The sequence below is a fragment of the Sphingomonas sp. LHG3443-2 genome (genome assembly GCF_049896405.1).
Lineage (GTDB): Bacteria > Pseudomonadota > Alphaproteobacteria > Sphingomonadales > Sphingomonadaceae > Sphingomicrobium.
The window spans coordinates 867,937-892,708 of record NZ_JAFCUG010000001.1 but is presented as its reverse complement, the minus strand read 5'-3'; the positions used below and the strand labels follow the sequence as shown (position 1 = coordinate 892,708).

Genomic DNA, 24,772 nt, shown 5'->3' with positions numbered 1-24,772 from the left:
CAGCTTAACTGATGATGGACCGCGCTCTAGCGGGCCTCGGCGCTCTTTTCCACCGGGTAAAAGGTGTAGGAGAGCGTGATCTCCTCGATGTGGCTCGTCGCGGGATCGGTGCGGATCTTGGGATCGACGAAAAACACCACCGGCATTTCGACCTTCTGGCCGCCGGTCAGCGTCTGCTCGGTGAAGCAGAAGCATTCGAGCTTGCTGAAATACTGGCCGGCGATCGCAGGCGTGACGTTGAAGCTGGCGGTGCCGGTGGTCGACCGCGCGGTCATGTTCTTGGCGGTGAAATAGGTCACGATCCGCTCGCCCGGCACCACCCGCGTCTTGTTGGTTTCGGGCTTGAATTCCCACGGCAGCGCGGCGTTGACGTTGGCATCGAACCGCACCCCGACCGGCGCCAGCGCGGCCTGCGCGCCCGGCGCTGCATCCGCCCGCATCGGGGTCCCGCCAAAGCCCGTCACCTGGCAGAAGATCCGGTACAGCGGCACCGAGGCATAAGCGAGGCCGACCATGAACAGCACGAACAGCACCGCCCGGCCCGCGACCTTGCGGTTCTTGGCGGCCAGCTCGCTGCGGTCGATCGACGTCGCCGTCACTGGTTCACCGTCATCTTGGCGATGGTCACCGCGAAGGTCAGCGCGATGAAAGCGAACAGCAGGATCGCGGTCACCCGCGCCGCCTTGCGCTGCCGCGCGCGCACCACTTCATCTTCGGGGCTCATAGGAAACGATCCACGACCAGGGCTCCGAACAGCGCGAAGAGATACAGGATGGAGAATTTGAACAAGGTCTTTTCCGGTCCCATCGCGGCGGGATCGGTTGCCTTGTTGGCCAGCACCCGCAGGCTCAGCACCATGAACACCGCGCTCAGCACACTCGCCACCACGCCATAGATGGCGCCGGTCAGCCCGAGCGGCCACGGCGCGACCGCCACCGCCACCATCGGCACGGTGTAGAGCGCAATTTGGCGGCGGGTATTCACCACTCCGTGCGTCACCGGCAGCATCGGCACACCGGCATTGGCATAATCGCTCTTCACGAACAGCGAGAGCGCCCAGAAATGCGGCGGGGTCCACAGAAAGATAAGGCTGAACAGCAGCACCGGGAGAACCTCGACCCTGCCGGTCGCCGCGACCCAGCCGATCAAGGGCGGAAACGCGCCCGCAGCGCCGCCGATCACGATGTTCTGCGGCGTCCGCCGCTTCAGCCAGGCGGTGTAGATCACCGCATAAAAGAAGATGCTGAACGCCAGGATCGCGGCAGCGAGGTGGTTGGCTGCAAGATCCATCAGCACCACGCTGCCAAGGCACAGCCCGACCGCGAACTGGAACGCCGTTTCCGGCTTCAGCCGCCCACCCGGAAGCGGCCGCCCCGCGGTGCGCTTCATCTTGGCGTCGAGGTCCGCCTCGTACCACATGTTGAGCGCGCCGGCGCCGCCAGCGCCGACCGCGATGCACAGCACGGCCGTGAACGCCAGCACGGGATGCATCGGCACCGGTGCCGCAAGCAGGCCGCACAGCCCGGTGAACACCACCAACGTCATGACACGCGGCTTGGTCAGCGCGAACAGGTCGCGCCAATCGGCCGGAAGGTCGTGGGTGGAAACGATGCTGCTCATGATTCAACTGCGCCTATAGGACTGTTTGCCCGGTCGCGAAAGCCGCGTGCGGCAAGCCACTGGACCCCTGCGCCGGCGCGCCTACATTCCGCTCATGCAGAACCGAATCGCCCTTGCTTTCAGCGCCTTGGCGTTGGCCGCCCTGCCCCTGCCGGTCCTCGCCGCCCAGCCTGTTCCGGCAGCGCCGACAGTCCCCGCTGCCGCCGATCTCGTGCAGGTCCGGCTGGAGACCGAAAAGGGTCCGATCCTCCTTGAACTCGACCGCGGCCGCGCGCCGGTGACGGTCGCCAATTTCCTCCGCTATGTCGCAGCCAAGCGCTACGACGGCGTCGGCTTCTACCGCGCCATGCCCTACGGCGAGGGCAATGGCCTGATCCAGGCCGGCATCACCAAGGACGTCCGTTTGCTCTACCCGCCGATCGCGCACGAGCCGGCGAGCAAGACGGGCCTGAAGCACGAGGCCGGAACCATCCTCCTCGCCAACACGGGCCCCGGTACCGGGCGCAGCGACTTCTTCATCACGCTCGGCCCCATTCCCTTCGGCGACGACTTCGCCCCCTTCGGCCGGGTGGTCGAAGGAATGGACGTGGTAAAGGCGATCTTCGCGTCGCCGGTTGATCCAGACAAGGGCGTCGGACCGATGAAGGGTCAAATGCTGTCGCCGACGATCACGATCCGCACCGCGCGGCCGGTCGCGCCCTAACCCGCCCCGCCCCCCGGCATTCCCTTCGTATCGACCGTCACAGTCGGCGGGGTCACTGGCTCGATCGGAGGAATCGCCGAGGTGGCGGCGAAGATCACAAAGGTGACGATCAGCGCCAGGATCAGGATGCTTGCCCTGATCTTGTGCGGCGGCGGTTCGATCTCGATGACCGTTGCCGTGGGCCGCGGCGGCTGCCAGCCGGGACCGCGCGGGGGCGACCATTGGCCCGCGGTGAAGTTCGGCTTGGCCCGCAGGCGGGGTGCCGCCCGCTGCCGGTCGTAGGCCGCGCGCTCGTCCGGATCCTTGAGACAGGCATAAGCCTCGTTGATGGACTGCGCCTGCTCGGCCGCCTCATCGGCGCGGTTCACGTCGGGATGATAAAGCCGCATGAGCTTGCGGTAAGCAAGGCGGATGGCCGCATCGTCGGCGCTGCTGTCGATCCCAAGGATCGCATAATAGTCGGCGCTTGCTGCCATTATTCAGACAGATAGCGCCGGTCGCTCGTCGCTCCAATACCCCCTCGCGGCGGTGCATCTGTCCCGGCCCGGGAGCCGAACCACCCCGCCATCCGTTGAGGCTCGCGAACATCATCAGGAGACAGCCGTGCTACCCTCCATTCTTATCGGCGCCCTCTCGGGCCAACGTGCGCTCACTCCGATTGCCGCGGTGGCGATCACCGCGGCGCAAGACCGCTTGCCCGAAGGAAGCGAACCGGTGCCGCTCCTCGACAACAAGCTGGTTGCGGGCGGGCTGCTTGCCGTCGCGGTGGCGGAAATGGTTGGCGACAAATGGCCGGAGGCACCCAATCGCACAGTGCTGTCGGGTAGCACCGCGCGCTTCCTCACTGCGGCAGCGGCTGGAGCCTCGCTCGCCCCGCGCGAGCAGCGGGTCGCGGGCGGTCTCCTTGCCGCGCTCACCGCTGTTACCACCGCCCATCTCGGCCTTGCCGCTCGGCTGGCGGCGATGAAGCGCTGGGGGCAGGCCCGCACCGGCTTCGTCGAGGACGCGCTGCTGCTCGCCGGCACCGCTTTCCTCATCCACAGCGTCGCCAAGCCCGCCGAAGCCTGATCCTCCAACGAGAAAGGCCCGCCCTGCCGGAGCAGGACGGGCCTTTTCGTTTCGCGCTCTGCGCTGAAGATCAGTCGATCTTCGGCAGCACGTCGAACTGGTGATACGGCGGCGGGCTCGACAGCGTCCACTCGAGGGTGGTCGCCCCGTCGCCCCACGGATTGTCGCCGGCCTTCTTGCCGCTCAGCAGCGACAGGAAGACGTTGACGAAGAACACGCCCATCGCGGCGACCGTGATCATGTAACCGACGGTCGAGACGTAGTTCCAGTAGGCGAAAGCGTCCGGATAATCCGGGTAGCGCCGCGGCATGCCGTCCAGGCCGAGGAAGTGCTGCGGGAAGAAGATCAGGTTCACGCCTGCAAACATCACGAAGAAGTGAACCTTACCGAGGAGCTCGTTGTAGAGCTTCCCGGTCATCTTCGGGAACCAGTAGTAGAAGCCCGCGAACAGGCCGAACACGGCGCCCAGCGACAGCACGTAGTGGAAGTGCGCCACCACGTAATAGGTGTCGTGCATGTAGGTGTCGACGCCGCCATTGGCGAGCACGACGCCGGTGACACCGCCGACGGTGAACAGGAAGATGAACCCGATCGCGAACAGCATCGGCGTCGGGAAGGTGATCGACCCGCCCCACATGGTCGCGATCCAGCTGAAGATCTTCACGCCGGTCGGGACCGCGATGATCATGGTCGCGGCGGTGAAGTACATCTTCACGTTCACGTCGAGGCCGACGGTGAACATGTGGTGCGCCCACACGACGAACCCGACCACGCCGATCGCGACCATGGCATAGGCCATGCCGAGATAGCCGAACACCGGCTTGCGACTGAAGGTGGCGATGATCTGGCTGACGATGCCGAACGCCGGCAGGATCATGATGTAGACTTCGGGGTGACCGAAGAACCAGAACAGGTGCTGGTACAGCAGCGGATCGCCGCCGCCCGACGCGTCGAAGAACGCCGTGCCGAAGTTACGGTCGGTCAGCAGCATGGTGATCGCACCCGCCAGCACCGGCAGCGCCAGCAGCAGCAGGAAGGCGGTGACCAGGATCGACCACACGAACAGCGGCATCTTGTGCAGGGTCATCCCCGGCGCGCGCATATTGAAGATGGTGGTGATGAAGTTGATCGCACCGAGGATCGAGCCGGCGCCCGCAAGGTGAAGCGCGAAAATGGCGAAATCGACCGCTGGACCTGCCGAACCGCTGGTCGACAGCGGCGCGTAGACGGTCCAGCCGGTGCCGGCGCCAAGGCCGGTGCCGCCGCTGGTCACCGCCGACAGCAGCAGCGAACAGAAGCCCGCCACCGTCAGCCAGAAGCTGACGTTGTTCATCCGCGGGAACGCCATGTCTGGCGCGCCGATCATGATCGGCACGAACCAGTTGGCGAAGCCGCCGATCAGCGCCGGCATGACCATGAAGAAGACCATGATCAGGCCGTGGGCGGTGATCAGCGCGTTCCAGTGGTGATAGGCTTCGTCGATATTGGCGCTGCCCGATCCGATCGGCCAGGCGCCGGTCAGATACTGAATGCCCGGCTCCATCAGCTCGGCACGCATGATGCCCGAGATGCCGCCGCCGATGATCCCCGCGATGATCGCAAAGATCAGGTAAAGGGTGCCGATATCCTTGTGGTTGGTCGACATGAACCAGCGGGCGAAGAAACCCGGCTTGTGATCATGATCGTCGTGCGCGTGGGTCTCACCGCCGGCGTGGGCGGGCTCGAGCTTCAGCGTGTCAGCGGTGGTGGCCATGGATTGGTCCGTTCAATTCTTAATTGGTGCCGTCGGTCGCGCGATTGGCGACGTTCGCTTGCGTATTGCCGGGGGCGGCGGGCTGCGGCGCGGTGGGCGCCGCTGCAGCAGGAGCAGCGCCGCCGACGGGTGCCGGCGCGGTGACTGCGGCCGGGCTGACCTGCGTCGCCGCCGTGCTGTCCGCTGCAGCCGGAGTCGCGCCCGGCATGGTGCCGCCCTTGGCCGCGACCCACTGCCGGAAGCGGTCGGGCGTCACCACCTCGATCGCGATCGGCATGAAGGCGTGGCGTGCGCCGCACAGTTCGGAGCACTGGCCGAAGTAGACGCCCGGCTTGTCGACCTTGACCCAGGTTTCGTTGAGGATGCCCGGGTTAGCGTCGGTCTTGGTCCAGAACGCCGGCATGGCGAAGCTGTGGATCACGTCGTTGGACGTGACGATGAACTTCACCACCGCGCCGGCCGGGATCACCAGCCGCTCGTCCACCGCCAGGAGGCGCGGACCATCCGCATCGGTGCGGAACCGGGTGCCGGCAGCAACCTCGCCGCGTTCCTTGAGCATGTTCGAGACGATCTCGAACCCGCCGTTGTCCGGATACTGGTAGCTCCAGTACCACTGGTTGCCGATCACCTTGACCGTGAGGTCGGCGGGCGGCGGGCTGTACTGGTGGCGGATCAGGCGGATCGACGGCACCGCAATGGCGACCAGCACCAGCACCGGGACCAATGTCCAGATCACTTCCACCAGCGTGTTGTGGCTGGTCCGCGACGGCGTCGGGTTCGCGCTGCGGCGATACCTGACCATGGTCCACAGCAGCAGCACGAGGACCAACAGGCTCATCGCGGCGCACAGGGCCAGCAGCCAATTGTCATGAAAGGCCGAGGCTTCGCGGCCGACCGGCGTGAACTGGTCCTGCAGGCCGAGGCGGCCATCGGGCATGCCGATGCCCGGGGTCGGCGCGGCGTGATCGAAGGCCGGAGCAGCGGGCGTGGCGCCCGGAGCAACTGCGCTCGCGCCCGTCGCGTCGGCGCCGGCCGCCGGAGTCGCGCTGGGGTTGGTCGCGGCAGCGCTGGGGCCAGCCGGCGTCGCGGCGCTCGATCCGACGCCCGACGGTGCAGCCGGACCGGTCGCAGCCGAAGCGGCCTGTTCCTGCGCGCTCGGATTCGCCGGCGTTTGCCCTTGCGCCGCAAGCGGGGTCAGCCCCACCGCCGCAAGCATGATCAGCCCAGTTTTCAACTTCATCACGACCCCGGTCACAGATTCCAAGTCACAGGAACGCCCGGCCGGGCTGCCTGAAAGTGGCGGCCTTATAGGCAGCGGTTCCCGCCTTCTCAAGCGCTTGTCTCTGCCGTTCTTACCCGGCAAGGGAAAGCTCGTCCAAAGGCGGTGAGGGAAGGAGCGGCAAGCGATGACCGAACAGGAGATTCTGGCCGAGTTCCGCGCCGCCGAAGCGCTGCTCGAAGGCCATTTCATCCTCTCCTCCGGCCTCCGATCTTCACGCTATCTCCAATGTGCCCGCGTGCTGATGGATCCGGCGCGCGCCGAACGCCTTGCCCGCGCGCTGGCAGCACGGATCGATCCGTCACTGCGCGACCAGCTTCAGGCGGTGGTCTCCCCGGCCATGGGCGGCGTCATTATCGGCCATGAAATGGGCCGCGCGCTCCGCCTTCCCGCGATGTTCGTCGAGCGCCCGACCGGCACGTTCGAGCTTCGACGCGGCTTCCGCCTTGACCCCGGCACCCGCGTGCTGATGGTCGAGGACGTGGTCACTACGGGCCTTTCCAGTCGCGAGGCGATCCGCGCCATTGCCGAAGCGGGAGGCGAGGTCATTGCCGCTGCCGCGCTGGTTGATCGCTCCAATGGTGCCGCAGACCTTGGCGTTCCGTTCACCCCGCTGATCCGCCTCGACGTGCCTACCTACACGGCCGACGCCCTGCCGCCCGAACTCGCCGCCGTTCCCGCGATCAAGCCCGGCAGCCGCGCGGCCTGAACCGCGGGCGCCCGTTGATTGAACAATAGGATTGGAGATGCCATGTCCCGGTCATGGGGCTGAGTGCATCCGGACGGCTGAGGCGAGTGCAGGAGGGGCATCTTCTCCGCCGACCCGCCGCCCTATGTGAACTTCGAGAACTTCGCCGCTGATGGCCGTCCCGCTCCGTCTCGGCGTCAACATCGATCACGTCGCCACCATCCGCAACGCGCGCGGCGGTGACTTTCCCGATCCCGTCCGCGCCGCGCATGCCGCCGAAGCCGCGGGCGCGCAGGGCATCACCGCCCATCTTCGCGAAGACCGCCGCCACATCCGCGACGACGATCTCGTCCGCCTCAAGAACGAGATTGCGCTTCCCCTCAATCTGGAAATGGCCGCGACCGAGGAGATGCTGCGCATCGCGCTCGCCACCCGGCCGCACGCCGCCTGCATCGTTCCCGAAAAGCGCGAGGAACGCACGACTGAAGGCGGGCTCGACGCCGCTGGTCAGTTCGACCACCTCCGCCGCTTCGTGGATGAACTCGGCGCCGCCGGAATCCGCGTCTCGCTCTTCATCGAACCGGACGCCGCCCAGATCGACGCCGCCGTGCGCTTGCGTGCCCCCGTGGTCGAGCTGCACACCGGCCGCTACGCGCACCTCCCCGAAGACGGCCGCGAGGCCGAGCTGAAGCGCCTCGCCGACGCCGCCGCGCTCGCCGCCAAGAACGGGATCGAGCCGCACGCAGGCCACGGCCTCACCTTCGCCAATGTCGTCCCGATCGCCGCCGTGCCCCAATTCGCCGAGCTCAACATCGGCCATTTCCTCGTCGGCGAAGCGATCTTTGTCGGCCTCGAAGCGAGCATCCGCCGCATGCGCGACCTGATGGACAGCGCGCGTTGATCGTCGGCTTGGGCTCCGACCTCTGCAACATCGAGCGGATCCAGAACTCGCTCGACCGCTTCGGCGACCGCTTCTTGCAGCGCGTATTCACCGACCAGGAACAGGCCAAGGCCACGCGCCGCCCCTTCACCATCGCCGGCACGCTGGCCAAGCGGTTCGCCGCCAAAGAAGCGTTCTCCAAGGCGGTCGGCACCGGGTTCAAGCGCGGCGTTTTCATGAAGGATATCGGCGTCGTCAATCTGCCAAGCGGCGCCCCTACTCTACAACTGACGGGCGGGGCGGCCGAGCGGCTTGACGCGCTCACCCCTGCGGGCCACGCCATGCGGGTCCATCTGACGATGACCGACGACCACCCCTGGGCGCAGGCGTTCGTCATCCTCGAAGCCGTGCCGATTGCGGAGAAGTAAGTGAGCGATACCGTCCTCAACCAGAAGGCGCCCGGCGCCCCGGCTGCGCCGCCTGCCGAGGGCAAGAAGGACAGCGCTCTGTGGCGCGAGATCAAGGGCATCTTCTGGGTGCTGGTCGCCGTGCTGCTGTTCCACAGCTTCGTCGCCAAGCCCTTCTACATTCCCTCGGAATCGATGATGCCCGCGCTCTTGAAGGGCGACCGGCTGGTGGTCAGCAAATATGCCTATGGCTATTCCTGGGTGTCCCCGAGCTTCCACGTCTGGCCCGAGCAGAAGGGCCGACTGTTCGGCAAGCTGCCCAAGGCGGGCGACGTGGTCATCGTCACCCCGCCGGGCCTCAAGGAAGATTATATCAAGCGCGTCATCGGCCTTCCCGGTGACACGGTGGAGGTCCGCGGCGGTCGCCTGATCCTGAACGGCATCCCGGTTCGGCAGCAGAAGCTGCCTGACCGCCTGATCCCGACCGATGCCAATGCGCCCTGCGGGGTCGAGCAATTCGCTGGCCGCCTGGTCCAGAACCCGGCCGGGGGCTTCGCCTGCTCGCTGCCGATCGTTCGCGAAACCCTCCCCAATGGCGCGACCTACGACACGGTCGACCTTGGGCAGAGCATCGGCGACGATTACCCGCCGGTGAAGGTGCCGGCCGACCACGTCTTCCTGATGGGCGACAATCGCGATCGCAGCGCCGACAGCCGCTTTGCGCTGGGCCCGGTCGAGAACGGCCTCGGCGGGCCGGTGCCGTGGGAGAATATCGGCGGGCGGGCCGAGTTCATCACCTTCAGCCTCGACGGCAACGCGAGCTGGTGGAACCCGATCAGCTGGCTGACCTCCATGCGCGGCGGCAGAGCGGGCACGAGCCTGCGGACCGGGATCTAGGTTCATGGCGGGGGACGGCAGCAAGCCCCACGTCGAGCAGCCCGGTCCCGCCGAATTCCACGATCCCCTGATCAGGCGCGAGTTCCAGCGAGCCTGGGTGTGGATCGGTTCGCTGCTGCTGGTGGCGGCGGTGATCCTGCTGTCGCAGCCGCTCTTGCTGATCGTCGGCGGCCTGGTCTTCGCAGTGCTGCTCGACGGCGGCACCCGGCTGCTCGGCCGCTACCTCCCCTTGCCACGAGGTGTGCGGCTGGCGATCGTCACCCTCGCGGGGTTCGGCTTCCTCGGCTGGGTGCTGTGGTACGCCGGCACCACCTTCGCCGCCCAGTTCGAAGCGCTCCGCCTGACCGTCGAAGCGCAGGTCATGCGCCTTTACGCCTGGGCCGCCAGCCACGGCCTTGTTCCCGAGGGCAGCTCCGACACGGTGGTGCAGCAGCTTCTCGGCTCGCTAGGCCGCGTGACCAGCGTGGTCGGCTCCGCGATCGGCGCGTTCACCAGCGCCTTCCTGATCCTGATCATCGGCATCTTCTTCGCGGTCGAACCCAAGGTCTACGACCGCGGCGTCGCCTGGATGCTGCCGATGCGCCACCGGGGCGATTATTACGCCATCCTCTCCGCGGTCGGGTGCACCCTCCGCCGCCTGCTCTTCGGGCGGCTGGTTGGAATGGTGGTCGAAGGGCTGTTCACCTTCGGAATGCTGTGGGCTGGCGGCGTGCCGATGGCGGCGCTGCTCGGCCTGCTCACCGGCATCCTCGCCTTCATCCCCAACCTTGGCGCGATTACCTCGGGTGTCCTCATGGTAGCGGTCGGCTTCTCGGCCGGACCCGATCAGGGGCTATGGGCGATCTTCACCTATTTCGCGGTGCAGAACATCGATGGCTACCTGATCCTGCCCTACATCGCGCGCAAGACGGTGGATCTGGCGCCCGCCGTGGTGTTGGCGGCGCAGCTCATCTTCGGCGCGCTGTTCGGCTTTCTCGGCCTGCTGCTCGCCGACACCATCATGGCGGCGCTGAAGGTGACGCTCGAGCAGCTTGCCGAGCGTCGCTCCCCAGACTGTCTTACTGACCCCGCTCAGGCGCCGGACCCGGCGGCGGCGGGGCAGGCACCTCGGCGCTTGGCGGAAGCTGCTGCGCGCCCTGCGCCTGCACCTGGGCCGCCGCATTCTGGACCACCCGCTTCACCGTAATCTCGAAGTCGAGCGGGCTGTTCGGCGGGATGGGCGAGCCCGGCGGCGGCGTCGCGCCGTAAGCCAGCTCACCCGGAATCCGGACCTTGTAACGGCCGTTCGGCTGCATGTTCTGGAGCGCTTCGGCAAAGCCCGGCACGACCTGCTGCACCAGCAGCGGCGCGTCCTGCGCCTCGTCGAACTTGGTGCCGTCCGGCAGCGTCCCGACATAATCGATGATGACGCCGTCCTGCGGCCCGATCAGCGCGCCCTCACCCGCCTTGACCGTGCGGATCTCAACTCCGTTTGCGGTGGTCTTCGGACCCATTTGGCCAGCACCGGCAAAAGCCAGCGCAGCGCCGGCGATCACCAGCAGGATCAGCCCAAAGGCAAGCCGCAGCCGGGTGGCCCTGGCGACGGGACGGAACGGAACCTGGGTGGCGCTCATCGGGGGATCATCCTGTGGCAGGGAGCACAAACGCAAAGGCCGCCCGGTAAGGGGCGGCCTCCTTGATGGTCAAGTGAAAGCGTCAGGACGCCTTACCGGGCACCTTCGCGCTCGGCGCGCTTGCGCTCGAGCTTGCGGGCGCGGCGGATGGCGGCGGCGCGCTCACGCGCACGCTTTTCCGACGGCTTTTCGTAGTGACGGCGAAGCTTCATCTCGCGGTACACGCCTTCACGCTGCAGCTTCTTCTTGAGCGCGCGCAGCGCCTGGTCGACGTTATTGTCGCGAACGATGATTTGCATAAAAGTCCGTCACTCCATTGTCTCAAAGGTTGCGCCCACGCCGCCCTTCACTGGACGGCTAGGCATCGCTTACCCTCACCCGGAGGTGCGTCAGGCAAGCGACCAAAGCGGCTGTCCGGGCGGCCAACGGTCGTCCGGCAAGGGGAAGCCCCTAACAGCGCGGGGATGATTCGACAACCCGCAGGCTCAGCCTGCGACAGAACGGTGGCGCCGCGCGCCCGGAGCAGTCCTTGGTTATCGCCTGTTAACCTGTTGTCATGTATAAGCTTTCCTTGTTCCCGTATTGAACAGGAGGGCTGTGGGTGACCATCAATCGCCGCGATATGCTGCGCCATCTGGGTCTGGGTGGCGGCGCCGCGCTGCTTTCCGGAGCGGCGCTGGCGGCTGACCTGCCGTCCCTGCTTGGCGGTCAGAAGCCGTTCGCCGGCGAGCCGCTGGTGCCTGTCGCGCCTGCCCCGATTGCCCCTGCAACGCCGGTGGCGACCCCGGTTGCGCCGCTCGGCGTCAATCCGCAGCTGTTCGCCCGCGCAAAGGCGGCGCTTGAGCGCCACCGTCCTTCGCTGCGCCACACCGATCGGATCGGTATTGTCGATTTCTCGGCGGCTAGCCGTGATCCGCGCTTCCACGTGGTCGATGTTGCGACCGGTCAAGTGACCAGCCACCGGGTCGCGCACGGCCGCGGCTCGGACCGCGGGCACACCGGTTTTCTCGAGAACTTCTCCAACGACTTTGGCAGCAATGCGACCTCGAACGGCGCGTACTCGACGGCCGATTTCTACCACGGCAAATACGGCCTCTCGATGCGCCTCAATGGCCTCGATTGGACCAACAACAATGCGCTGGGCCGCGCGATTGTCGCGCACCAGGCCTGGTATGCCGAGCCGGAGATGATCGGCATTCACGGAAAGCTCGGCCGTTCGGAAGGCTGCTTCGCCTTTGGCCGCGACAGCCATTTCGAAGTGATGCGAATGCTGGGCGAAGGCCGGATGATCTACGCCGACAAGCTCGCCTGAAGATAAAAGGAGCGGACGTCTCCGCCCGCTCTTTCCGACCACAGTAACTAGAGAGCCCCGGCCACCCGTGCCGGGGCTCTTTTTCGTTAGCGTGCCGCTGCTCGCACCGCCGGCTTGGCACCGCCGTCACGGTCGTTCAGCGCAGCCATTACCGGCGCATCGCGCTTGTAGAGGTCGGTGTACTTGACGATCGACCCGTCGTTCAGCGCGGCCAGCGAGAAATAGACGATGTAGACCGGCACCGGCTTCACAAAGGTGGCCGACGTGGTCTTCTTCGATTCCAGCACCGCATCGATCTTCTCGCGAGTCCATTCGCCACCATCGTCCGAGAGCAGCTCGGCCGCGAGGTCGAGGATATGCTCGGTGCGGATGCAGCCGTGGCTGAGGAAGCGCGAGCGCGCATCGAACAGCCCGCGGTTGTTGGTGTCGTGCAGATAGATGTTCTGCGGATTGTACATGGTGAACTTGATCTTGCCGAGCGCGTTCGCCGGTCCCGGCGGCTGGCGCCAGCGCTGGACCTTGCCGTCCTTGCCCTTGACCGCGACATAGCCGCCCTTGCGCGCCACTTCGGCCGACAGGCTCGGCGGCACTTCCCACCACGGGTTCAGCACCACGCCGGTCGCCTGCACTGCAAGCTGCGGCGTCGGGGTCTTGGTCGCGCCGGCGATGGCGCGGCGCTTCCAGCGGGTGACGCTGTTTTCGACCAGGGTGGCGTGCTCACCCGGCACGTTGACGATGATGTAGCGGCTGCCAAGATCGCGCGGCAGCCAGCGCCAGCGATCCATGTTGAGGCGGATCGCGCCCACCGTGGCGCTGTCCGCCTTGTTGGCTTTGGCAAGCGCGTTCTTGAGCGAGCCATATTGCGGATGGTTGGGCAGCAGGCCGTCCAGCGTCGCGGCAACGCCGCGCCCAGCCAGCGCCGCGTCGAGCAGCTCGCGGCTGCGGCCTTCGGGAAGGTCGGGATCCTTGACGAACCACTGGACGCGCGCCGCGCCGCGGACATGGCCGAGCGCGAGGTCGCGGGTGATCAGCGGCCAGACGGTGTTGGCAGCGGAAGAGATCGCGACCGGATCGCCGCTCTTCAACGCCGTCTCGAGCAGCGCCGGATTATAGTCGCGCGGATCGAGCCCTTCGTGGCCCACCGCCTTTACGTAAGCGAGCAGTTCGGAGGCGGCTGACGCGTTCCAGACGGCTGGCGGTAGTTCGACCACGGGCGCCGGCGTCAGCGGATCGGTGCCCGCCGGCTGCGTCGCGGTCACCTGCGCCGGGGCTGGAGCAGTGGTGGCCGCGCGGGGGGCAAGCGGGTCGATCGCTGCGGGCTGACCAGCGGCTGCTGTCGTTGCAGGCTTGACGACGGGAGCCGTTGCCGGGCGGGTCTGCGCCCACGCCGTGCCGGCACTCACCATCAGCATCACCGAAATCGCCGCTCGCCCGCGCATCACCACCCACCCTTGTTCACATCGAGAAAGGGCCTTCTGCCCCGCGCCCTTGTTACCGAAGATGAATACATTTCTCCAGTGTCTGCAGGGCAACATTCTGCGCCCATGCGCGTCGCTTTGTCCAATAACCCCCACGGCTTAGCCCGGTCTGGCGTTTCCCGTTCGGATGCGCCATAGCCGCCTGCCGCGCGGTCGGTACAAGCCGCCGGTTGCCCCTCCAGGAGTATGTTGTTTTGCCCATCGATGCCCGCATCGCAAAGGACCCGGCCGGCAGCGAGCGCCGCGGCCAGCCGCGCGCTGCGGTCGAGATCGACGCGCATGTGCGGGAAATGGGTACCACCGGGACCGAAGCCCGCGTGCTCAATATCTCGCCGGAAGGCTTCATGGCCGAAACCACCACCGAGCATGAGGTCGGCGCGAGGATCTGGCTGATCCTTCCCGGGCGTGAGCGGGCGAGTGCGATCGTGCGCTGGACGGCAGCGGGCAAGCTCGGCGCTCAATTTGCCGAGCCGCTGAGCGAAGATGCGCTGGCGCAGATCGGCGGCTGAGCAGCGCTAGGGCTTGGCCTTGGCCAGCGCCTTCTGCACCGTCGGCAGGATGCCGGTCACCATCCGCTTGATGCCCTCGAAGTTTGGATGCACCCCGTCGCCGAGCAGCAGGGTGCGGTTACCGACCACGCCCTGAAGGAAGAAGGGGTAGAGGTCGGCGTCATATTTTTTCGCCAGCGCCGGGAAGATCGCTTCGTAGCGCCGGCGATAATCGGGCCCGAGGTTCGGCGCAGCCAGCATGCCCGCGACCAGCACCGGAATGCCCTGCTTGTCGAGTTCGGCGAGGATCGCGTCGAGATTGGCTTCGGTCACCTTCGGGTCCACACCGCGCAGCATGTCGTTGGCGCCGAGCTCCACGATGGCAAGGTCTGGCTTCGCGCCCATCCGCTGCAGCGTCCAACTCAGCCGCGCGCGCCCACCCGCGGTGGTGTCGCCCGATACGCCGGCATCATGGACCCGCGCCTTGATCCCGTTCCGCCGCAGCGCATCCTGCAATTGCGGCGCGAAGCCGAGCCCGCGACCAAGGCCATAACCCGCTGTCAGACTGTCCCCGAACGCGAGGATCAGCGGGCCCTCGCCATTCGACAAAGGAACCTGAGCGCTCGCCGGAACGGCGGCAAACATGGCGGGAAGCAGGAACCAGCGAAGCATCCTGACCATCTAGGCCATTGTCGCCACCCTTCAAGCTTCCTAGCTGGCAGTGGAATGACCCAGCCCCTGATCCAGCTCGACGACGTCCGCCTCACTCTTGGTCAAGGCGCCGCCCGCACCGAGATCCTGCGGGGCATCAGCCTCCGCATCGAGGAAGGGGAGACGGTGGCGGTGCTGGGGGCGTCGGGCTCGGGCAAGAGCTCGTTGATGAGCGTCATCGCGGGGCTCGAGCGCGCGACGTCGGGCAGCGCCCGCGTGCTCGGCGAGGACATGGGAGCGCTCGGCGAGGACCAATTGGCGAAACTTCGAGGACGGTCCATCGGCGTGGTGCTTCAGGCCTTTCACCTGCTCCCGACCATGACCGCCTTGCAGAACGTCATGGTGCCGATGGAGCTGGCCGGCGCCGCTGACCCGCGGGCCCGTGCCAGCGCCGAGCTGGCCGCCGTTGGCCTCTCGGCACGGGAGGATCATTATCCGGCGCAGCTATCGGGGGGCGAGCAGCAACGCGTTGCCATCGCCCGGGCCACCGCCCCGGCGCCCAAGCTGCTGCTGGCGGATGAGCCGACCGGCAATCTCGATGCCGCCACCGGCGCAAAGATCATCGACCTCCTGTTCGACCGCGTCGCGGCGGCTGGCGCGGGCCTGCTGGTCATCACCCATGACCCGGCCGTTGCCGAGCGCGCTGGGCGTGTCCTGCGCATCGCCGACGGACTGCTCGCCGCGTGAGCGCGGGACTGACGCTCGGGCGACGCGACCTCGCGCAAGGGATCGGCGGGCTCTGGCTGCTGCTTGCCTGTTTGACCATCGCGGTTGCCGGCCTCGCTGCCGTCACCAGTCTGTCGAGCGCCATTTCCTCGACCATCGACGGGCAGGCTCGCGAGCTGCTCGGCGGCGACCTTTCGCTCAGCGTCGCGCAGCGGAGCGCCTCGCAGGAAGAACGCGCCGCCATCGCCCGCCTCGGCACCGTGCGCGAGAGCATCACATTGCGCAGCACCGCGCAGATCGCGGGCCAGACAGCGTTGGTCGATCTCTCGGGCGTGGATGAAAGCTGGCCTGCTGCAGGCAGCGTAACGCTCGTAGCCGGCCGGATGCCCCGCACGGCCGGCGAAGCTGCGATCGGCCGTGAACTGGCGGAGCGTTTCTCGCTTGGCGTCGGAAGTCCGCTCCGCATGGGTTTCGCCGACTTTCGGGTCAGCGGGATCATCGACAAGTTGCCCGCGCCGTCCGGCTTTGCCCTGGCCCCGCCGGTGCTGGTCAGCCGCCTCGGACTCGAGGCAACGCGGCTAGTGCAGCCGGGCAGTCTTTATACCAGCAGCTATCGCATCGCCTTCGCGCCCGGCGTTGCTTCGGAAGGGGTTGGCGAGGCCTTCCAGAAGCGCTTTCCAGAAGGCGGTTGGCGGGTGACCGACAAGGGTGAAGCCGCCGCCGGCACGCGCCGGTTTACCGAGCGGACCGGGCAGATGCTGCTGTTGATCGCGCTTGGGGCGCTCGGCATCGGGAGCATCGGCATTGCCTCTGCCGCCAGCGCCTTTGCCGCGTCACGGCGGTCGACCATTGCCATCCTCAAGGTCCATGGCGCCCGCACCCGCGACCTAGCACTGATGCTCGGCACCAGCGTCTTGCTGCTGGCCTTGGTGGCGATCGCGCTCGGCGTGGCGGTGGGGGCGACCGTACCCGCGATTGTCGGCCGAGCGGCCGCCGACCTCCTTCCCATCGCGCCGGACCCGAGTCCTCAATGGGGCGCGCTCGCCCAATCCGCTCTGTTCGGACTATTGGTCACGCTGGCCGCAGCGTGGGTGCCGCTCGCCCGCGCTGCTCGCGCCCGCCCGGCCGCCGTGCTGCGCGGTGACATGGACGAAGGCCGCACGAACCGCCGCGACCTCCTCGTGCCGCTGGTAGCCGGGGTCGCCGTGGCGGGGCTCGCGATCCTGAGTTCGGGCAATGCGCTGGTCACCGCCGCCACTCTTGCCGGCGGCCTCGCGCTGGCCTTTGTTTTCGCCGGCGCGGGCAAGCTCCTCGCCCTCGCCGCCCGCCGTGCTGGAGGCCGGGGTGGCCCGATCACCCGGCTCGGCCTTGCCGCGCTTCACCGCTCGGGCGCCGCCACCGTGCGCCTCAGCGTCGCTCTGGGGCTTGGTCTTGCTCTCCTGGTCGCACTGGCCGGGATCGGCGGCAGCGTTCGGGCCGAGCTTGGCGGGTCGATCCCGGCCAAGGCGCCGGCGTTGTTCATGCTCGACATCCCGGCGGCCGAGGAAGCACGCTTCCGGGCACTTGCCGCCCGTGACCTGCCGCAGGCCGAGCTTCGCCTCGTTCCCTCCTTACGCGGCCCTGTAACAGCACTGAACGGCAAGCCCGTGTCGGCGCTCAAGGCCATTCCCGAGGGCGCCTGGATCCTGCGAGGCGACCGCGGCCTGACCTTGGCTCGCACCCTGCCAGAAGGAAACGAGGTCGTCGCCGGCAAGTGGTGGCCGGCCAACTATGCCGGGCCGCCGCTCGTCAGCCTGGACATCGAGGCGGCCCGCGCGCTCAACCTCAAGATCGGTGACACGATCACCATCGCGGTGCTGGGATCGCCCATCGAGGCGCGGATCGCCAGCTTTCGGACCATCGACTGGCGCAGCCTTGGCTTCAACTTCGCCATCATCTTTGCGCCGGGCACGCTGGAAAAGGCACCCTACACGCTGATGGCCACCGCCTCCTCGACAAGCGGCACTTCGACCCTCGCGTTCGAACGCGCGCTTGCGGCGGACCTGCCGATGGTCAGTACCATCCGGGTCAGCGATGTGGTGGCGCAGGTTACCACCATCCTCGAAGGCCTCGACAATGCCATCCGCTTGGCGACCCTCGTGGCGATCCTGATCGGTGTGACGGTGCTCGCCGGCGCTGTCGCCGCGACGCGGCAAACCCGGATGCGCGAGAGCGTTCTGTTGAAGCTGGTCGGAGCCACCCGCGGGCAGGTGCTGGCGGCTCAGGGAATCGAGTTCGCGGCCATGGCCAGCGGTATCGTGACTCTGGCATTCGTGACGGGGACGGCGGCCGCTTACGGGGTGGTCACCTGGCTATTCGAGCTGCCGTTCAGGCCCGATTGGCCCTCCCTTCTCGCCCTTCCGGTCGGCGGCATGCTGGTTGCGATTCTTACTGCAATGGCAGCAGCTTGGCCTGCCTTGCGAGCGCGTCCCGCAACGGCACTGCGGGCCGTCTGACCAACCTTTATCAGCGCGATGGCAACGGAACCATCGCCCTTTCCGCTCCGTTGTGCCGGGCTGAAAGGATTGCCCAATCATGACCAATTTCCCGACGCTGGGCGAGCTGGGCCTGAAGCACGATCCAAAGGGGCGTGGCTATCACGCCGTGTATCGCGAGCATGAAGTGAATCATTGTCCCGGATGCGGCCGGACCCATTGGCTGATCGGCCGGATGAGCGCGGAATGCGCCTTTTGCGCCACCGCGCTTCCGCTCGCCGAAGCCAGCACCCGCCACCACAACGGACCCGCGGTCATTCAGCACCGCAATCGCAATCAAGGACACGCCTGGGCGGCGTAACGAGACGTCCCCTCGGCGTTACGAAGGGCTGCGGTAGTGATCGCTTGCCTGTCGAACGGGGACGACTAACGCGAGGAAGATGGCGCCGGTGTCCGTCTGACGGGCACCGGCGCATTGCAAAGGTCCACCCCGCCCGACGGAATGTTGAAGAACGCGTCCTTGCGATTGGCCCGCGCCCGGACGTAGCTCGAAAAGGTCGTGCTGGCGGTATTCATCGCCTGGAAGCGCGGCCGCTCCGCCGCCGGCATGGCCGAGGCCAGCCGCACCGACGCGATCATCCGCGCCACGGTGCCCGTTTTGTAGATGCCCAGCGCCTCGGTCCCGCGCGGGAGCGCCGACATATTCTCGATGCCTTCCACTACACGGCCGACCAGCGCGATATTGCGGTCGAGGTGCCGCGGGGCATGGCCGATCACCGCATAAAGCTCGCCCCCCATGCCAGTATCCGGCGCCATGTCGCGGCCGACGCCGACCATGCCATAGCAATGCGTCAGGTTGGCGCGGCCGGTCGCGGGGTTCCAGGCCACCGGCCAGCCAAGCGCGTGGCCGACCCGCGGGGCATAGGCATCGGGATAGCCGAGCGGCCGGGGCGTCAGCCCCTTCAACGGGCGGTCATATTCGGCTGGCGGCTTCTTCACCACGTTGGCAGGCACCGCCGGGCCGCCCTCGTTGACGCCCCATTGCGTCACGTAATTGTCCTGCACCCGGTAGATGCTCGCGCCGTTCCAGTAACCCGCGCCCGCCAGCACGCGGATGTTGCCGACGTGCACCGGCGCGAAGGCGGGCGCGAGCTCGATGATGGTCCGCCCGCCGCCCTGATAGTCGATGACCAGCAGATCCTCCGGCCGCACCTCCCGCCAGGCGGTGGCCGGCGCTTGGGCAACGATCTCCGACGGAGTAAGCGGCTTGGGCGCGGCGGGTGCGGCCTGGGCGGCGGCGAGGGCAAGGAGAAGGCTCATGGACGCAGCCTATCGCGGTCCGCGCGCTTGCGGTAGGCGTTTGTCCCATGTTCCTTGCCAAGCTCATGCTGCTGGGGTCGGGCGAACTCGGCCGTGAGGTGGCGATTGCCGCCAAACGCCTCGGCTGCGAAGTCGTCGCCTGCGACCGCTATCCCAATGCGCCGGCCATGCAGGTGGCCGATGCGGCAGAAGTCTTCTCCATGCTCGACGGCGCGGCGCTGCGCGCGGCGGTCGAGAAGCACCGCCCGGACTACATTGTGCCCGAGATCGAGGCGATCGACACGGCGACGTTGGCGGCGCTCGAAAGCGAAGGCTGGCACGTCGTGCCGACCGCCCGGGCCGCGCAGCTGACCATGAACCGTGACGGCATCCGCCGCTTCGCCGCCGAGGAGCTCGGCCTCACCACCAGCCGCTACCGCTTCGCCCAGACCAAGGAAGAAGCGATCGCCGCCGCCGCTCACGTCGGCCTGCCCTGCGTCATCAAGCCGGTCATGTCCTCGTCGGGCAAGGGCCAGAGCACCGCGACGACCAAGGCCGAAGTCCGCACCGCCTTTGCCTACGCCATCGAAAAGATGCGCGGCGACCGGCCGATGGCGATCGTCGAGGAGTTTATCCGCTTCGACAGCGAGATCACCCTGCTGACGGTGGCGGCGGCCGACGGCATCCACTTCTGCGCGCCCATCGGGCACCGGCAGGAAGCGGGCGACTATCGCGAAAGCTGGCAGCCTGCGGCACTTGCGCCCGAGGTGCTGGAGGACGCGCAGCAACAGGCCGCCACCATCGTTCGCGCGCTCGGCGGACGCGGCCTGTTCGGGGTGGAATTCTTTATCGCCGGCGGGCGTGCGATCTTTTCCGAACTGAGCCCGCGCCCGCACGACACCGGCATGGTCACCCTGATCAGCCAGGAGCCGAACGAATTCGAGCTGCACCTGCGCGCCATCCTCGGCCTGCCGCTCGGCCCCATTGTCCAGCGTGGCCCGAGCGCCTCGGCGGTGATCCTGGCCGACCAACCCGCCACCCGCTTCCGCTTTGAAGGCGTCGGCGACGCGCTGGCGCGAGGCACGGCGGAAACCCCGATCGACCTTCGACTGTTCGGCAAACCGGAGACCCTGGTCGGTCGGCGCATGGGCGTCGCGCTGGCCCGGGCGGCGAGCATCGACGCGGCGGTGGACGCAGCCAAGGCTGCCGCTGCCGCCGTGAGGATCGTTACGGACGAGGAGAGTTGAGAATGCGCGTGGTTCTTGTCGCCCTTTCGGCCCTCGCTCTTGCCGCTTGCGGAAGTGGCGGAGACCAGCCTGCGCCCAAGCAGAAGGAAATCGCCGTCCGCAGCGAGGAGCAGAATGCGCTTCACCAGCTCGACGACATGAACCGCGACATCGCCTTGAAGCGCGCGATCCTCGCCAGCGGCCTGCGCTGCAAGCGGGTGGTTCGCTCCGGCTACGTCACCGAATACAACAAGCTGTCGATGTGGCAGGCCGACTGCGACGACAATCGTAGCTGGGGGATCTTTGTTGGTCCGGACGGCAGCGCGCAGGTGCGACCCTGCAGCGACAATGCGCGCTTCAAGCTACCCGAATGCAAGATTGCCGCGGACCCGAGCGGGCGCACCGAGCGGGGGATCGCCAAGGCCGGCTAGACCGGCCCCGGTCCCTTAGTCGCAGCGACGACTTTCCTTGAACTCGCCGGTCGCGGTCTTTTCGCGCACGACGATGCAATTGCCCTGCTTCGATTCCTCGCGCCAGCCGCCATTGGCGGTCGCGACGCGGTTCCCGGGCTTCGGCACGCGCTGGCCGTTGCAGATCATGTAGTTCATGCCGGGCGGCGACACGCAGCCCTGACCGTTCGACTGCGCAGAGACCGAAGCAGGCAGCGCAGCAAACCCAAGCCCAGCCGCGACCAGCGCGGTGGCAAAGGTGGTGCGGACAAACATGCTCATCGAATCGGCTCCCATAGTGGAAGCTGATATAGTGCGCGTCAGATGAACCGCCACTGACGACGGAACGCTTTATTTCAGGGACGAAGCGAGCGGGCTTGTTTCAGCCCGGTTCAGCTTAGCCCTGGCGCGCCTTGAAGCGACGGTTCGTCTTGTTGATGACGTAGGTCCGGCCACGACGACGGATCACGCGGTTGTCCCGGTGGCGATCCTTGAGGCTCTTGAGCGAATTGCGAATCTTCATGGCGGGTGGACCCGTCTTTCTAGTCTGGTTGTCAGCTGACGCCCTCTACGGGCTTCGGCCAGCGCCCCTATGGGAGGGGCGCCGCTGAGTCAAGGTTGGCGGTGCTTCAGCGCGTCAGCTTGGGCTGGCCGCCGCCGAAGGTCCGGCCGAAATAGCTGTCGGCATACCAGCGCGGGCGGTCAGGCGCGTCGGCGAGCTGCCGGGCGATGCGATAATTGAGCTCGCCGAAGCGCGCCGCCGCATCCCAGTCGATCCCCTGGTCGATCTGATCGCACGGATGATGGTAGCAGCCGCCGAGGAACTTCTTCCACTGCGCTTCGCCGCCATTGGCATAACCGGTCATCAGGAACACGCTCGGCACACCGCGGGTGACGAAGCGATAATGATCTGAGCGGGTGAACAGACCCTGCTCGGGCATCGGGTCGGGGGTGGAGGTGACCTGCATTGCCGCGCCGGCCGCGTCCACGGCCTTGACCATGTTGCTGTGCTCGGCCCCGAACGCGATGACGTCGCGGAACGGGTAGAGCAACAGCGGCATGTCGAGGTTCACCAGCGCGGCGACCTGGGACAAGGGAACAGTCGGCTTGGTCGCGAAATAATCGGCGCCGGTCAGCCCGATCTCCTCGCCAGTCACCGCGAGGAACAGCAGGCTGCGCTTGGGTGCCTGGCCCGACGCGACGAACGAGCGCGCGGTCTCCAGCATGGTCGAAACGCCGCTGGCATTGTCGAGCGCGCCATTGTTGATCGCGTCCTCGCCCGGCTTCACGTCCTTGCGCACGCCGATGTGATCGAGGTGACCCATGAGGGCGACATATTCTCGGTCCAGCTTGGGATCGCTGCCGGGCAGAACCGCGACCACGTTCGGGCTGGTGAAGTCCTCCCACTTGCTGCTCGCCTCGACCCGCAGCGTGCCGCTCAGCGGGAAGCCCTTGGGCTGCCGCCCCGCCGCCGCCTCGGCCTGAACCGCAGCAAGGGTCTGGCGCGCACCGGCGAAGAAGCGCTCGGCGGTCGCCTTGCTCAAGCTCATCCGCAGCAGCGGTGCGGCGCGGCCCTGGCCCGAGCCGCCCTTGCCATCCGCCCAATTGGTGACCGGGCGCCCGGCCCCCGTCGCCAGCGAGCCCCAGTTGCCGGCCGGATTGGCGGTGATTTCGACATAGCCGACGGCGCCGCGCGCCGCTGCATTCTGCGCCTTCACCTGATTGAGATGGGCAGCAATGTCGCTGGGCACGCCCTTGGGGGTGCCGCTGAACGCAACCACGATCTTGCCGCGGGCATTGACGCCCCGGTAGTTGTCGATGCCGAGCACCGGGTCGGCGATGCCGTAGCCGACGAACACCAGTCCGGCGTTCACCTTTACCGTCTTGTCGACGAGGTTCGGCCGCACCGACAGGTCGGTGCCCTGCGTCAACGGCGTGGTGCTGCCCCGGGCGGTGAAGCTTGCGGTCGGCACGCCATCCAGTGTCGCTCGCCGATAGGGCACCTGCTGATACCAGCTGCCCTTGTCCCCGCCCGGCTTCAGACCCAGTGCCTGAAGCTGGCTCACCACATAGCTGGCGGCGATCTCATGCCCGCGGCTGCCGGTGTCGCGCCCTTCGAGGAGGTCGCTGGACAGGAAGGTGACGTGCGCCTTGACCCGGTCGGCGGCGCTAGTCTGCGGAAGGGTAGTGGGTGCAAGCTGGGCCGCGCCGATCAGCGCAAAGGCAAGCGGCACGACGGCGAACGGAAAAGGGCGCAACGACAAGATCCTCAGCTGGCGAGGCGGCGCTCCCATTCGAGCGCGCTTCGAATGATCGTCGCGGTATCGGCGTATCGCGGTTCCCAGCCGAGGCGTTCGACCAACCGGCGGTTGGAGGCGACCAGTTGCGGCGGGTCGCCGGCGCGGCGCTCGCCCATGACGCGCTTGACCGGCGTTCCGTTCACCTGGTCAAGCACGTCGAGCATCTCCAGCACCGAGGTGCCGCGGCCATAGCCGATGTTGAGGGTGAAGCTTTCGGACGGGCTCGCCATCAAGGCTTCCAGCGCCAGCACATGGGCGCTGGCGAGGTCGGAGACGTGGATATAGTCGCGGATGCAGGTGCCATCGGGGGTCGGGTAATCGGTCCCGAACACGTCGACGTGGGTGCGCTTGCCAACCGCGGCTTCGCAGGCGACCTTGAGCAGGTGAGTCGCGCCCTTGCTGGCCTGGCCCGAGCGGCCTTGCGGGTCGGCGCCGGCGACGTTGAAATAGCGTAGCGCGCCATAGTTGAACGCGCCGGTGGCGGCGATGTCGCGGAGCATCTGCTCGGTCATCAGCTTGGACCAGCCGTACGGGTTGATCGGCTTGGTCGGGCTGTCTTCATCCAGCGGCACCGTCTCGGGCGCGCCATAGGTGGCGGCGGTCGAGGAGAAGAGGATGTGGCGGACGCCTGCCTTTATCGCAGTGCCGATCAGGCTGTGGCTGGCGACGGTGTTGTTGCGGTAGTAACCATGCGGATCGCTGACGCTTTCGGGGACCACGATCGAGCCAGCAAAGTGCATGATCGCGGCGATCGGGTGGGCGGCGAAGAGAGCGGCCATCGCCTCCGCGTCGCCGACATCGACCTCGACCAGCGGAACGCCCTCGGGCACGGCCTCGCGGCGGCCGTTGGAGAGGTTGTCGGCGACCACCACCGTCCAGCCGGCATCGTGGAGGGCGAGAACGGCGTGGCTGCCGATGTAACCGGCGCCGCCGGTGACGAGGATGGTGGGCTTGCTCATGCGCCGGGGCTAGCGGCGCCAAGCCCTCAAGAAAAGCCCGAGCCTAGCTGACGCGGGTCCAGAGCTGGGTCTTGCAGATGATCCCGGCAAAGCAGCCCGACACCTTCATCTGGTTGCGCGAGGCGATGGTCACCGTGCTGCCGACCTTGCGGCCGAGCTTGGGGACAAAGACCTGCCCCTTCCAGCGGCCCGCCCCGGCGGGGCGGAGGCCAGTCAGCATCTGCTCGCCCTCGAGCTCGTCCATGCCGTACTTGGCAGCCTTGGCCTCCTCGCGCGCGGTGGCGCTGACGACCTTGCCGCACCACGCGTTGCCGCAGGGTGCGATCCGAACCACCACCGAGCGCTTCGGGTTGGTCCACAGTCCCTCGAGCGGGCTGGCCGAAGCCGCAGCCGGGAGGGCCAGCATGACACTGGCGGCAAGGGAGAGAATCAATCTACGCATAAGCTGCTGTTTAACCGATGGAGTCTTGCCCGGAGCTTGCTCAACAATGGCGGGATTGTG

29 protein-coding genes and 1 pseudogene are annotated in these 24,772 nt (G+C 67.2%); 14 read left to right on the top strand and 16 right to left on the bottom strand.

Annotated elements, in window-relative coordinates:
- Positions 1–26: 26 nt before the first annotated feature.
- Genes ACP69Z_RS04420 through ACP69Z_RS04410 form a run of 3 tightly spaced genes read right to left on the bottom strand, consistent with a single transcriptional unit; the run spans position 27 to position 1,620 of the window.
- A complete protein-coding gene (locus ACP69Z_RS04420) occupies positions 27–599 on the bottom strand; it encodes a cytochrome c oxidase assembly protein (protein ID WP_426266323.1) in 573 nt (190 codons plus the stop codon).
- Positions 596–724 carry a hypothetical protein gene (locus ACP69Z_RS04415; protein ID WP_426266322.1) on the bottom strand — a complete coding sequence of 43 codons (129 nt, stop codon included), beginning with the start codon at positions 722–724 and terminating at the stop codon, positions 596–598. Before ACP69Z_RS04415 ends, ACP69Z_RS04420 begins: the two co-directional genes overlap by 4 nt.
- On the bottom strand, positions 721–1,620 hold the full coding sequence (locus ACP69Z_RS04410) for a heme o synthase (RefSeq protein ID WP_426266321.1): 900 nt from the start codon (positions 1,618–1,620) through the stop codon (positions 721–723). Before ACP69Z_RS04410 ends, ACP69Z_RS04415 begins: the two co-directional genes overlap by 4 nt.
- A 94-nt stretch (positions 1,621–1,714) precedes the next feature.
- On the opposite strand from ACP69Z_RS04410, the gene ACP69Z_RS04405 reads away from it, so the two are divergent.
- Positions 1,715–2,323 carry a peptidylprolyl isomerase gene (locus ACP69Z_RS04405; RefSeq protein ID WP_426266320.1) on the top strand — a complete coding sequence of 203 codons (609 nt, stop codon included), beginning with the start codon at positions 1,715–1,717 and terminating at the stop codon, positions 2,321–2,323.
- On the opposite strand, the gene ACP69Z_RS04400 is transcribed toward ACP69Z_RS04405, so the two are convergent.
- Positions 2,320–2,799: a J domain-containing protein gene (locus ACP69Z_RS04400; RefSeq protein WP_426266319.1), complete on the bottom strand. Its 480-nt coding sequence runs from the start codon at positions 2,797–2,799 to the stop codon at positions 2,320–2,322. The two genes, ACP69Z_RS04405 and ACP69Z_RS04400, sit on opposite strands and share 4 nt — an antisense overlap.
- 127 nt (positions 2,800–2,926) lie before the next feature.
- Here ACP69Z_RS04400 and ACP69Z_RS04395 point away from each other — a divergent pair, with 127 nt between their 5' ends.
- Positions 2,927–3,391 carry a DUF4126 domain-containing protein gene (locus ACP69Z_RS04395; protein ID WP_426266318.1) on the top strand — a complete coding sequence of 155 codons (465 nt, stop codon included), beginning with the start codon at positions 2,927–2,929 and terminating at the stop codon, positions 3,389–3,391.
- Between the two features lie 70 nt (positions 3,392–3,461).
- On the opposite strand, the gene ctaD is transcribed toward ACP69Z_RS04395, so the two are convergent.
- Positions 3,462–5,144, bottom strand: coding sequence for a cytochrome c oxidase subunit I (gene ctaD / locus ACP69Z_RS04390; protein WP_426266317.1), 1,683 nt, complete (start codon positions 5,142–5,144; stop codon positions 3,462–3,464).
- Positions 5,145–5,163: 19 nt separating this feature from the next.
- Positions 5,164–6,384 (bottom strand): cytochrome c oxidase subunit II, encoded by a 1,221-nt coding sequence (gene coxB / locus ACP69Z_RS04385; RefSeq protein ID WP_426266316.1) that lies wholly within the window; start codon positions 6,382–6,384, stop codon positions 5,164–5,166.
- Positions 6,385–6,550: 166 nt separating this feature from the next.
- Here coxB and pyrE point away from each other — a divergent pair, with 166 nt between their 5' ends.
- The 5 genes from pyrE (at position 6,551) to ACP69Z_RS04360 (ending at position 10,481) form a co-directional block, all read left to right on the top strand.
- Entirely contained in the window at positions 6,551–7,132 is a 582-nt protein-coding gene (pyrE, locus tag ACP69Z_RS04380) for an orotate phosphoribosyltransferase (protein WP_426266315.1), read from the top strand.
- Between the two features lie 151 nt (positions 7,133–7,283).
- Positions 7,284–8,012, top strand: a complete 729-nt coding sequence (locus tag ACP69Z_RS04375) for a pyridoxine 5'-phosphate synthase (RefSeq protein ID WP_426266314.1) — start codon at positions 7,284–7,286, stop codon at positions 8,010–8,012.
- Positions 8,009–8,419 (top strand): holo-ACP synthase, encoded by a 411-nt coding sequence (acpS, locus tag ACP69Z_RS04370; protein ID WP_426266313.1) that lies wholly within the window; start codon positions 8,009–8,011, stop codon positions 8,417–8,419. Before ACP69Z_RS04375 ends, acpS begins: the two co-directional genes overlap by 4 nt.
- Positions 8,420–9,295 carry a signal peptidase I gene (gene lepB, locus ACP69Z_RS04365; protein ID WP_426266312.1) on the top strand — a complete coding sequence of 292 codons (876 nt, stop codon included), beginning with the start codon at positions 8,420–8,422 and terminating at the stop codon, positions 9,293–9,295.
- Positions 9,296–9,299: 4 nt separating this feature from the next.
- Positions 9,300–10,481, top strand: coding sequence for an AI-2E family transporter (locus tag ACP69Z_RS04360; protein WP_426266311.1), 1,182 nt, complete (start codon positions 9,300–9,302; stop codon positions 10,479–10,481).
- Positions 10,482–10,533: 52 nt separating this feature from the next.
- Here ACP69Z_RS04360 and ACP69Z_RS04355 read toward each other — a convergent pair.
- Both ACP69Z_RS04355 and rpsU read right to left on the bottom strand, forming a co-directional pair.
- Positions 10,534–10,788: pseudogene (locus ACP69Z_RS04355) on the bottom strand (FKBP-type peptidyl-prolyl cis-trans isomerase); the annotation flags it as partial.
- A 212-nt stretch (positions 10,789–11,000) separates the two neighbouring features.
- On the bottom strand, positions 11,001–11,207 hold the full coding sequence (rpsU, locus tag ACP69Z_RS04350) for a 30S ribosomal protein S21 (protein ID WP_029941857.1): 207 nt from the start codon (positions 11,205–11,207) through the stop codon (positions 11,001–11,003).
- A 302-nt stretch (positions 11,208–11,509) separates the two neighbouring features.
- Here rpsU and ACP69Z_RS04345 point away from each other — a divergent pair, with 302 nt between their 5' ends.
- On the top strand, positions 11,510–12,220 hold the full coding sequence (locus tag ACP69Z_RS04345) for a murein L,D-transpeptidase catalytic domain family protein (RefSeq protein WP_426266310.1): 711 nt from the start codon (positions 11,510–11,512) through the stop codon (positions 12,218–12,220).
- Positions 12,221–12,306: 86 nt separating this feature from the next.
- Here ACP69Z_RS04345 and ACP69Z_RS04340 read toward each other — a convergent pair whose 3' ends face one another.
- Positions 12,307–13,659, bottom strand: a complete 1,353-nt coding sequence (locus ACP69Z_RS04340) for a L,D-transpeptidase family protein (protein WP_426266309.1) — start codon at positions 13,657–13,659, stop codon at positions 12,307–12,309.
- Positions 13,660–13,892: 233 nt separating this feature from the next.
- On the opposite strand from ACP69Z_RS04340, the gene ACP69Z_RS04335 reads away from it, so the two are divergent.
- On the top strand, positions 13,893–14,207 hold the full coding sequence (locus ACP69Z_RS04335) for a PilZ domain-containing protein (RefSeq protein ID WP_426266308.1): 315 nt from the start codon (positions 13,893–13,895) through the stop codon (positions 14,205–14,207).
- Positions 14,208–14,213: 6 nt separating this feature from the next.
- Here the strand turns inward: ACP69Z_RS04335 and ACP69Z_RS04330 are convergent, their stop codons facing one another.
- Positions 14,214–14,858, bottom strand: a complete 645-nt coding sequence (locus tag ACP69Z_RS04330) for an arylesterase (RefSeq protein ID WP_426266307.1) — start codon at positions 14,856–14,858, stop codon at positions 14,214–14,216.
- Positions 14,859–14,912: 54 nt separating this feature from the next.
- Between ACP69Z_RS04330 and ACP69Z_RS04325 the strand changes: the two genes are divergently transcribed.
- The 3 genes from ACP69Z_RS04325 to ACP69Z_RS04315 all read left to right on the top strand — a co-directional run bounded on the left by ACP69Z_RS04325 (position 14,913) and on the right by ACP69Z_RS04315 (position 18,398).
- Positions 14,913–15,584, top strand: coding sequence for an ABC transporter ATP-binding protein (locus ACP69Z_RS04325; RefSeq protein WP_426266306.1), 672 nt, complete (start codon positions 14,913–14,915; stop codon positions 15,582–15,584).
- Complete coding sequence (locus ACP69Z_RS04320) at positions 15,581–18,058, top strand: ABC transporter permease (protein ID WP_426266305.1); 2,478 nt, start codon at positions 15,581–15,583, stop codon at positions 18,056–18,058. Before ACP69Z_RS04325 ends, ACP69Z_RS04320 begins: the two co-directional genes overlap by 4 nt.
- Before the next feature lie 79 nt (positions 18,059–18,137).
- Positions 18,138–18,398 carry a hypothetical protein gene (locus ACP69Z_RS04315; RefSeq protein WP_344708799.1) on the top strand — a complete coding sequence of 87 codons (261 nt, stop codon included), beginning with the start codon at positions 18,138–18,140 and terminating at the stop codon, positions 18,396–18,398.
- Between the two features lie 65 nt (positions 18,399–18,463).
- On the opposite strand, the gene ACP69Z_RS04310 is transcribed toward ACP69Z_RS04315, so the two are convergent.
- On the bottom strand, positions 18,464–19,357 hold the full coding sequence (locus ACP69Z_RS04310; protein WP_426266304.1) for a peptidylprolyl isomerase: 894 nt from the start codon (positions 19,355–19,357) through the stop codon (positions 18,464–18,466).
- Positions 19,358–19,404: 47 nt separating this feature from the next.
- Here ACP69Z_RS04310 and purT point away from each other — a divergent pair, with 47 nt between their 5' ends.
- Positions 19,405–20,583: a formate-dependent phosphoribosylglycinamide formyltransferase gene (gene purT, locus ACP69Z_RS04305; RefSeq protein WP_426266303.1), complete on the top strand. Its 1,179-nt coding sequence runs from the start codon at positions 19,405–19,407 to the stop codon at positions 20,581–20,583.
- 2 nt (positions 20,584–20,585) lie between these two features.
- Positions 20,586–20,993 (top strand): hypothetical protein, encoded by a 408-nt coding sequence (locus tag ACP69Z_RS04300; RefSeq protein ID WP_426266302.1) that lies wholly within the window; start codon positions 20,586–20,588, stop codon positions 20,991–20,993.
- 15 nt (positions 20,994–21,008) lie between these two features.
- Here the strand turns inward: ACP69Z_RS04300 and ACP69Z_RS04295 are convergent, their stop codons facing one another.
- The 5 genes from ACP69Z_RS04295 to ACP69Z_RS04275 form a co-directional block, all read right to left on the bottom strand.
- Entirely contained in the window at positions 21,009–21,293 is a 285-nt protein-coding gene (locus ACP69Z_RS04295; RefSeq protein WP_426266301.1) for a hypothetical protein, read from the bottom strand.
- 115 nt (positions 21,294–21,408) lie between these two features.
- The gene (ykgO, locus tag ACP69Z_RS04290; RefSeq protein ID WP_003046794.1) at positions 21,409–21,534 is read right to left on the bottom strand and encodes a type B 50S ribosomal protein L36; all 126 of its coding nucleotides are present in this window, start codon (positions 21,532–21,534) and stop codon (positions 21,409–21,411) included.
- A 106-nt stretch (positions 21,535–21,640) separates the two neighbouring features.
- Entirely contained in the window at positions 21,641–23,269 is a 1,629-nt protein-coding gene (locus ACP69Z_RS04285) for a M28 family peptidase (RefSeq protein WP_426266300.1), read from the bottom strand.
- 11 nt (positions 23,270–23,280) lie between these two features.
- Entirely contained in the window at positions 23,281–24,270 is a 990-nt protein-coding gene (gene galE, locus ACP69Z_RS04280; RefSeq protein ID WP_426266299.1) for a UDP-glucose 4-epimerase GalE, read from the bottom strand.
- A 43-nt stretch (positions 24,271–24,313) separates the two neighbouring features.
- On the bottom strand, positions 24,314–24,712 hold the full coding sequence (locus tag ACP69Z_RS04275; RefSeq protein ID WP_426266298.1) for a DUF2147 domain-containing protein: 399 nt from the start codon (positions 24,710–24,712) through the stop codon (positions 24,314–24,316).
- Positions 24,713–24,772 lie beyond the last annotated feature (60 nt).

Bases quoted from the DNA above. Each gene is read 5' to 3' on its own strand.
- purT (WP_426266303.1), top strand. From the start codon at position 19,405: ATGTTCCTTGCCAAGCTCATGCTGCTGGGGTCGGGCGAACTCGGCCGT.
- coxB (WP_426266316.1), bottom strand. From the start codon at position 6,384: ATGAAGTTGAAAACTGGGCTGATCATGCTTGCGGCGGTGGGGCTGACC.
- pyrE (WP_426266315.1), top strand. From the start codon at position 6,551: ATGACCGAACAGGAGATTCTGGCCGAGTTCCGCGCCGCCGAAGCGCTG.
- ACP69Z_RS04330 (WP_426266307.1), bottom strand. From the start codon at position 14,858: ATGCTTCGCTGGTTCCTGCTTCCCGCCATGTTTGCCGCCGTTCCGGCG.
- ACP69Z_RS04310 (WP_426266304.1), bottom strand. From the start codon at position 19,357: ATGAGCCTTCTCCTTGCCCTCGCCGCCGCCCAGGCCGCACCCGCCGCG.
- ctaD (WP_426266317.1), bottom strand. From the start codon at position 5,144: ATGGCCACCACCGCTGACACGCTGAAGCTCGAGCCCGCCCACGCCGGC.
- galE (WP_426266299.1), bottom strand. From the start codon at position 24,270: ATGAGCAAGCCCACCATCCTCGTCACCGGCGGCGCCGGTTACATCGGC.
- ACP69Z_RS04410 (WP_426266321.1), bottom strand. From the start codon at position 1,620: ATGAGCAGCATCGTTTCCACCCACGACCTTCCGGCCGATTGGCGCGAC.
- ACP69Z_RS04415 (WP_426266322.1), bottom strand. From the start codon at position 724: ATGAGCCCCGAAGATGAAGTGGTGCGCGCGCGGCAGCGCAAGGCGGCG.
- ACP69Z_RS04315 (WP_344708799.1), top strand. From the start codon at position 18,138: ATGACCAATTTCCCGACGCTGGGCGAGCTGGGCCTGAAGCACGATCCA.
- ykgO (WP_003046794.1), bottom strand. From the start codon at position 21,534: ATGAAGATTCGCAATTCGCTCAAGAGCCTCAAGGATCGCCACCGGGAC.
- ACP69Z_RS04275 (WP_426266298.1), bottom strand. From the start codon at position 24,712: ATGCGTAGATTGATTCTCTCCCTTGCCGCCAGTGTCATGCTGGCCCTC.
- ACP69Z_RS04340 (WP_426266309.1), bottom strand. From the start codon at position 13,659: ATGCGCGGGCGAGCGGCGATTTCGGTGATGCTGATGGTGAGTGCCGGC.
- ACP69Z_RS04360 (WP_426266311.1), top strand. From the start codon at position 9,300: ATGGCGGGGGACGGCAGCAAGCCCCACGTCGAGCAGCCCGGTCCCGCC.
- ACP69Z_RS04300 (WP_426266302.1), top strand. From the start codon at position 20,586: ATGCGCGTGGTTCTTGTCGCCCTTTCGGCCCTCGCTCTTGCCGCTTGC.
- ACP69Z_RS04400 (WP_426266319.1), bottom strand. From the start codon at position 2,799: ATGGCAGCAAGCGCCGACTATTATGCGATCCTTGGGATCGACAGCAGC.
- rpsU (WP_029941857.1), bottom strand. From the start codon at position 11,207: ATGCAAATCATCGTTCGCGACAATAACGTCGACCAGGCGCTGCGCGCG.
- ACP69Z_RS04375 (WP_426266314.1), top strand. From the start codon at position 7,284: ATGGCCGTCCCGCTCCGTCTCGGCGTCAACATCGATCACGTCGCCACC.
- ACP69Z_RS04405 (WP_426266320.1), top strand. From the start codon at position 1,715: ATGCAGAACCGAATCGCCCTTGCTTTCAGCGCCTTGGCGTTGGCCGCC.
- ACP69Z_RS04295 (WP_426266301.1), bottom strand. From the start codon at position 21,293: ATGAGCATGTTTGTCCGCACCACCTTTGCCACCGCGCTGGTCGCGGCT.
- ACP69Z_RS04325 (WP_426266306.1), top strand. From the start codon at position 14,913: ATGACCCAGCCCCTGATCCAGCTCGACGACGTCCGCCTCACTCTTGGT.